This is a genomic window from Streptomyces niveiscabiei (assembly GCF_001419795.1).
Classification (GTDB): domain Bacteria; phylum Actinomycetota; class Actinomycetes; order Streptomycetales; family Streptomycetaceae; genus Streptomyces; species Streptomyces niveiscabiei.
The window spans coordinates 1-5,965 of record NZ_LIRL01000959.1; the positions used below are offsets into that span (position 1 = coordinate 1).

5 protein-coding genes are annotated in these 5,965 nt (G+C 70.9%); 3 read left to right on the forward strand and 2 right to left on the reverse strand.

Going from position 1 to position 5,965, the window contains the following annotated elements:
• Positions 1-413 precede the first annotated feature (413 nt).
• Complete coding sequence (locus tag AOK24_RS37770; RefSeq protein WP_055724457.1) at positions 414-2,075, forward strand: BCCT family transporter; 1,662 nt, start codon at positions 414-416, stop codon at positions 2,073-2,075.
• A 5-nt stretch (positions 2,076-2,080) separates the two neighbouring features.
• Here AOK24_RS37770 and AOK24_RS37775 read toward each other — a convergent pair whose 3' ends face one another.
• Together AOK24_RS37775 and AOK24_RS37780 are read right to left on the reverse strand one after the other, a co-directional pair.
• Positions 2,081-3,085, reverse strand: a complete 1,005-nt coding sequence (locus AOK24_RS37775) for a 3-oxoacyl-[acyl-carrier-protein] synthase III C-terminal domain-containing protein (RefSeq protein WP_055724458.1) — start codon at positions 3,083-3,085, stop codon at positions 2,081-2,083.
• Between the two features lie 39 nt (positions 3,086-3,124).
• Positions 3,125-4,195 carry an alcohol dehydrogenase catalytic domain-containing protein gene (locus AOK24_RS37780; protein WP_055724459.1) on the reverse strand — a complete coding sequence of 357 codons (1,071 nt, stop codon included), beginning with the start codon at positions 4,193-4,195 and terminating at the stop codon, positions 3,125-3,127.
• A gap of 198 nt (positions 4,196-4,393) precedes the next feature.
• On the opposite strand from AOK24_RS37780, the gene AOK24_RS37785 reads away from it, so the two are divergent.
• Both AOK24_RS37785 and AOK24_RS37790 read left to right on the forward strand, forming a co-directional pair.
• Entirely contained in the window at positions 4,394-4,870 is a 477-nt protein-coding gene (locus AOK24_RS37785; protein WP_240554310.1) for a MarR family winged helix-turn-helix transcriptional regulator, read from the forward strand.
• Between the two features lie 81 nt (positions 4,871-4,951).
• Positions 4,952-5,965, forward strand: a 1,014-nt coding sequence (locus AOK24_RS37790) for an MFS transporter (protein ID WP_159052133.1), incomplete at its 3' end; no start/stop codon positions are given.

The window sequence follows — 5,965 nt, forward strand, 5'->3', positions numbered from 1 at the left end:
CGGACGGCCCGGGCGGGGGGATTTTCGAACGCGGGCCGATGGGCGGTGAGCAGGCGGACGGGATGCATGGCTTCTCCTCGGTGGCGGGATCGGATGGATCACCCGCACAACTCCCCTGCTCACAGCGGCGATACGGGTGGAACCGGGCGATGTGTCGAGCGCAAGTTCGACCGCGCCCGGTTCGGCCGGGCGCTGCCGCAGTGGCGGGCCGTTCGATTCACCCGTGGAGGGGACGGGTCCGCTGAGGTCGCCCGAACGGGGGATTGCACGACGGCGCCGGCCTTGGCGGGATGGTCTGCGCGAAGGGTTGACGGGGTGTCGAAGCGGCGGGAGTCTGTTCCGCATCGTGGTGGCTGTTTCGCGATGTGATGACTTCGGATGGCCGGTGGCGTCCGGCCGGGAGAGGACGGCGCATGCCGGGAACGACGGCGGAAGAGCGTGCTCTGCGAAAACAGGACGGGGAGGCGAGCGGCACCGACCCGGTCGTGTTCGGGGTCGCGGCGGCCGTCACCCTCGCCTTCGTCGTGGTGGGGGCCGTGTCCACCGGGACGATGGAGCGGGTGTCGGGTGATCTGCTGACCGGGCTGATCGACAAGGCGGGCTGGGCGTTCGTCCTCACCGCCTCGGGGTTCGTGGTGTTCGCGCTGTGGCTGGCGGCGAGCCGGTACGGCCGGATCACGCTGGGCGCGGAGAACGAGACGCCGGAGTTCCGTACCGTCTCCTGGATCGCGATGATGTTCAGCGCCGGCATGGGCATCGGCCTGATGTTCTACGGCGTCAGCGAGCCCCTGTCCCACTTCGCGTCCCCGCCGCCGGGCACCTCCCCCACCAGCGACGCGCAGGCCGTCGAGACCGCGATGGCCACGACCCTGTTCCACTGGACGCTGCACCCCTGGGCGATCTACGCGGTCGTCGGGCTCGCGATCGCCTACAGCACGTTCCGGCGCGGGCGCCGGCAGCTCATCAGCGCCGTCTTCACCCCGCTGATCGGCAGGCGGCGCGCCGAGGGCTGGATCGGGAAGGTCATCGACGTCCTCGCCATCTTCGCGACGCTCTTCGGCTCGGCGGCCTCGCTGGGCCTGGGCGCGCTCCAGATCCGCAGCGGGATCACGGAGCTGGGCTGGATGGACGGCGTCGGCACCGGGGTCCTCGTCGGGGTGATCGCCGTGCTGACCGTGGCGTTCGTCGCGTCGGCGGTGTCGGGCATCGCGCGGGGCATCCAGTGGCTGTCGAACATCAACATGGTGCTGGCGCTGACCCTCGCGGTGTTCGTGTTCGTCGCCGGTCCCACGGTCTTCGTCCTGGACCTGCTGCCGACCTCGATCGGCTCCTACCTCGGGGATCTCCCGCAGATGGCGGGCCGTACGCAGGCGTCCAGCGGCGAGGGCGTCTCCGACTGGCTGTCCGGGTGGACGATCTTCTACTGGGCGTGGTGGATCTCGTGGGCGCCCTTCGTGGGCATGTTCATCGCGCGGATCAGCCGGGGCCGGACGATCCGTCAGTTCGTGGGCGGCGTCATCCTCGTCCCGAGCACGGTCAGCCTCCTGTGGTTCGCGGTCTTCGGCGGGTCGGCGATGCGGCTGCGCGAGCAGGGGCAGCTGGCCGACGCGACGACCCCGGAGAGCCGCCTGTTCGGCATGCTCCAGGAGTACCCGGCGGCGACCCTGTCCTGCGTCGTCGTCCTGGTCCTGGTCGGCATCTTCTTCGTCTCCGGCGCCGACGCCGCGTCCATCGTCATGGGCACGCTCTCCCAGCGCGGTTCGCTGGAGCCGACCCGCGCGGTGGTCGTCTTCTGGGGCGTGCTGACCGGCGCGGTCGCCGCCGTGATGCTGCTGGTCGGCGGGGGCGGCGGCGACGCGCTGACCGGCCTCCAGAACCTGACGATCCTCGCGGCGGCCCCCTTCACCCTCGTCATGGTCGGCCTGTGCGTCGCCCTCACCCGCGACCTGCGCCACGACCCGCTCATCGTCCGGGGCCGCCGGGGCGAGGAGGCCATCGACACCGCCGTCATCGCCGGCCACGAGAAGTACGACGGCGAGTTCGAGCTGCGCATCGGCCCGACCTCGTCCCCCTGAGCCGGTCAGACCCGCAGCAGGACGGCCGTGACGTGCAGGCCGCAGCCGACGGCGGCGATCACGACGTACTCGGTGCCGATGTCCGTGAAGTGGTGGGCGAGGTTGGCCGGGTACGTCGCGATCGTCATGTTGCCGAACTCGGCGAGGGTGTCGAGGTGGACGGCGGGTCCGATGCGGTCGGCCCAGTGGTCCATCAGGAGCCGGGAGCCCTGATGGGTGATCAGGCTGACCTGCCCGCCCTTGACGCCGTTGCGGGCGAGGAGGCCGTTCACGAGGACGGGGAGGCCGTCCTTGACCGAGCCGAGGAGGTCCTCGTTGCCGGTCTGTGTCATGTCGTAGACGAGGGTCGGCAGGCCGGTGTCCGGGTCGACGGGCTGGAAGGTCAGGCCGTTGAACGTCAGCAGGGTGTGCTTGAGGGCCAGTCCGTGGTACTGGCTGCTCAGGGTGCGTGAGGCGTGGTCGGCGAGGACGAAGCGGTCGGAGGGGCCGACGACGGCCGCTCCGGCGGCGTCGCTGATGCTCACCGAGTAGCCCTGCGTGTAGTCGGAGTGCCGGGTCCAGTTGGCGCCGACGACGACCAGGCCGGTCCCGGCGCGGCCCGCCTCGACGGCCTCGGCGGCGTGGATCAGGCCGAGGAGGAAGTTGCTGTACTCGCCGTTGATCGGCACGACCATCTTCTCGTCGGGCAGGCCCAGCCGGTGGTGCACCTGGAAGAGGCCGTTGGGCGTGGCGTACTCGGGCACGGTGACATACCCGTACAGCCGCTCCACGGCGTCCGTCCCGACGCCGGCCTGCGCGAGCGCGGCGCGGGACGCGGTGGCCATGTGGGTCTCGATGCGTTCGCCGGGGGCGAGGAAGCGGCGTCGGTCCAGGCCCCGGAAGACGGCGGACTCGATGACGCCCTGCGGGTTGCGGCTCCTGTCGAGGGCGTCGCAGACGGGGTCGTCGTTGCGGCGGACCTGGGCGGGCAGGGAGTAGCCGCAGCCGAGGACTCCGGCGGTGACGGGCATGGGGGCTCCCGGGGTTTTTGCAGGTGCTTTCAGGGGATTTCAGTACGTCAGGAGGGGCTTGAGGACGCCGTGGCTGCGGTCGGCGAGCATCCGGAACGCCTTGTCCGCCTCGGCGAAGGGGAAGCGGTGGCTCGTCATGGGCGTGGGGTCGATCCGGCCGCCCTCGATGAGCCGGAAGATCCGCGTGAGGCGTTCGGCGCCGCCCGGCGGGAGGACGGAGCGGATGGTCTTGCCGCCGAGGCCGAAGCCGAAGGACACCATGGGGATGGGGAGCGGGCCGGTGCTCTTCCAGCCGTGGTAGCCCGCGTTGACGACCGTGCCGGACGCCTTGGTGATCCGTACGCACTGCTCGAACGTCTCGTGCGTGCCGAGCGCCTCGATCGCGCAGTCGACGCCGTGCGGTCCGACGATGGCGCGGATGTGGTCGACGGTGTCGAGCGTGCGCGGGTCGAGGACGTGGTCGGCGCCGAACCGCCGTGACAGGCGGGCCTGTTCGGGCCGGGTCGCGGTGGTGAGGACCATCCCGGCGCCGAGGAGGCGGGCCCCGATCGTCGCGGAGAGCCCGACGACGCCCTGGGCGAGGATCGCGACGGTTCCGCCGAGGGGGATCGCGGCCTGCTCGGCGGCGGCGAGGCCGGTGCTCAGCGAGTCGGTGGCGTAGAGGGCCTGTTCGTCGCTGACGGCGTCGGGGATGCGGGCGAGGTTGTAGCGGGCGTCGGGGACGGTGAAGTACTCGGCGAGGGACCCGTCCTGCTGCGCGGTGAACTTCCAGCCGCCCACTCCCCCGCCGCACTGCTGCGGCGCCTTGGACTGGCAGAAGGAACACTGGCCGCAGGGGGTGACGGCGCTGACGGCGACGCGTTCGCCCTCGCGGAATCCGGTGACGGCGTCACCGAGGCGGTGGACACGGCCGACGCTCTCGTGGCCGAGGATCCGGCCGAGCGGTACGGCCATGGCGCCGTCGAAGACATGGACGTCGGAGCGGCACATCATGGAGGCGGTCGTGCGGATCACGGCCTCGTTGGGGCCGGGGAGCGGGATCGGGCGGGATTCCAGGGCGACTTCGCGGTGTCCGAGGACGAGGGCGGTCATCGTGTGCGGACCGGGCATGCTGCTGACCTCTGGGGAACGCGGTTCACGAGCGCGGGAATGCGCTTCTCCGACGGTAGAGCGCTCCCGGGAACCGGCCGGTCACCCGCCCCGCTTTTCATCCGAAGGCGTGAAGCGGGCCTCCCCCGGCCCTCGAACGCCCGTCCGCGAGCAATAGGTATGTTGACATAGGTGTCTCGTCATACATATCCTCGCCTGGTGTCCGGAATCAGTGGGGCTCAGCCGAGCCCCAGCAGCGCCGACCGTGTGGCCGAGGGCCTCGCGGTGTGTCTGCCTGTGCTGAACCGGGCCGTGAAACGGCACCTCGACGCGTCGTTGCCGTATCCGAAGCCGCCGGAGCGGCAGTTGGCGTTGCTGCATCATGTCGCCGAGAACGACGGGGTGACCGTGCAGAGCGCGGCGGACGCGTTGCGGATGATGCCGAACAACGTCAGCGCCCTGGTCACCCGGCTCACCGCCGAGGGGCTGCTGGAGCGGCGGCAGGACGAGGACGACAAGCGGGTGGCGCGCCTGCGGGTGACCGCCGAGGCGCGGCGGCGGACCGGCGAGGTCGACAGCCTGGTCACGCGGCGGATCTCGGCCGCGCTGCGGACCCTCACCGAAGGCGATCTGGACGCTCTCGGCTCGGCGCTCGGCGCTCTGATGTCACTCGCCGACGCCCTGCGCGACGACTAACCAACTCCCCTTTCTTTTCAGCTCTTTTCGGCACGCCCCTGTCTCGCGGGCGCGCCGGTACGTCATGAGGACTTCTCACCCATGCCTGACACCGCTGTCTCCACAGCGCCCGCACCCACGTCCACCGCGCCCGCCCGCGATCTGCGCGCCAACCCGTGGCTGACCCTGGTCGCCGTCGCGTTCGGCCTGTTCATGGTCGGCCTCGACGGGTCGGTCGTGTCGATCGCCAACGCGGAGATCGCCCGCGATCTGAAGGCGACGACCGCCGAGTTGCAGTGGGTCACCAACTCCTACCTCCTCGCCCTCGCCGCGACCCTCATCCTCGGCGGGAAGCTCGGTGACCGTCTCGGGCGCCGCACGCTCTACCTCGTCGGAGTCGCCGGGTTCACGGCGGCGTCCGTGGCGATCGGGCTCGCCGGGTCCATCGAGGGCGTCATCGCCTTCCGCGCCGTGCAGGGGCTGTTCGGGGCGATGCTGATGCCGAACACGCTCGCGTTGCTGCGGGCCGTGTTCCCGCCGCGCAAGTTCGGGATGGCCGTCGGGATCTGGGCGATGATCTCGTCCGTGTCGACAGCGCTCGGGCCGATCGTCGGCGGGCTGCTCGTCGAGCACGTCAACTGGGAGTCCGTGTTCTACATCAACGCGCCGATCGGTGTCGTCGCGCTCGTCTTCGGCCTGCTCGTGCTGCCGCAGTCCCGCAACGAGGCGGCGGCCGGTGAGACGTTCGACGTCCCCGGGGTCGTCCTGCTCGCGGGCGGGCTCCTCGCCGTGGTCTTCGGTGTCGTCAAGGGCGAGACGTGGGGCTGGACCTCGGGCGGGACGCTCGGCGCGATCGGCGGCGGGATCGCCGTACTCGTCCTGTTCGGCTGGTACGAGAAGCGGGTCGCCCATCCCCTGCTGCCGATGCGGCTGTTCCGCAGCCCGGCGCTGACCGTCGGGGCGGTCGTCACCGCGCTCAACTTCTTCATCCTGCTCGGGGTGATCTTCTTCGTGATGCTGTACCTCCAGAACGTGCGCGGGTTCACGCCCGTCGAGTCGGGGGTGCGGACGCTGCCGCTGAGCCTCGCGTCGATGCTGGCGTCGCCGCTGGGCGCG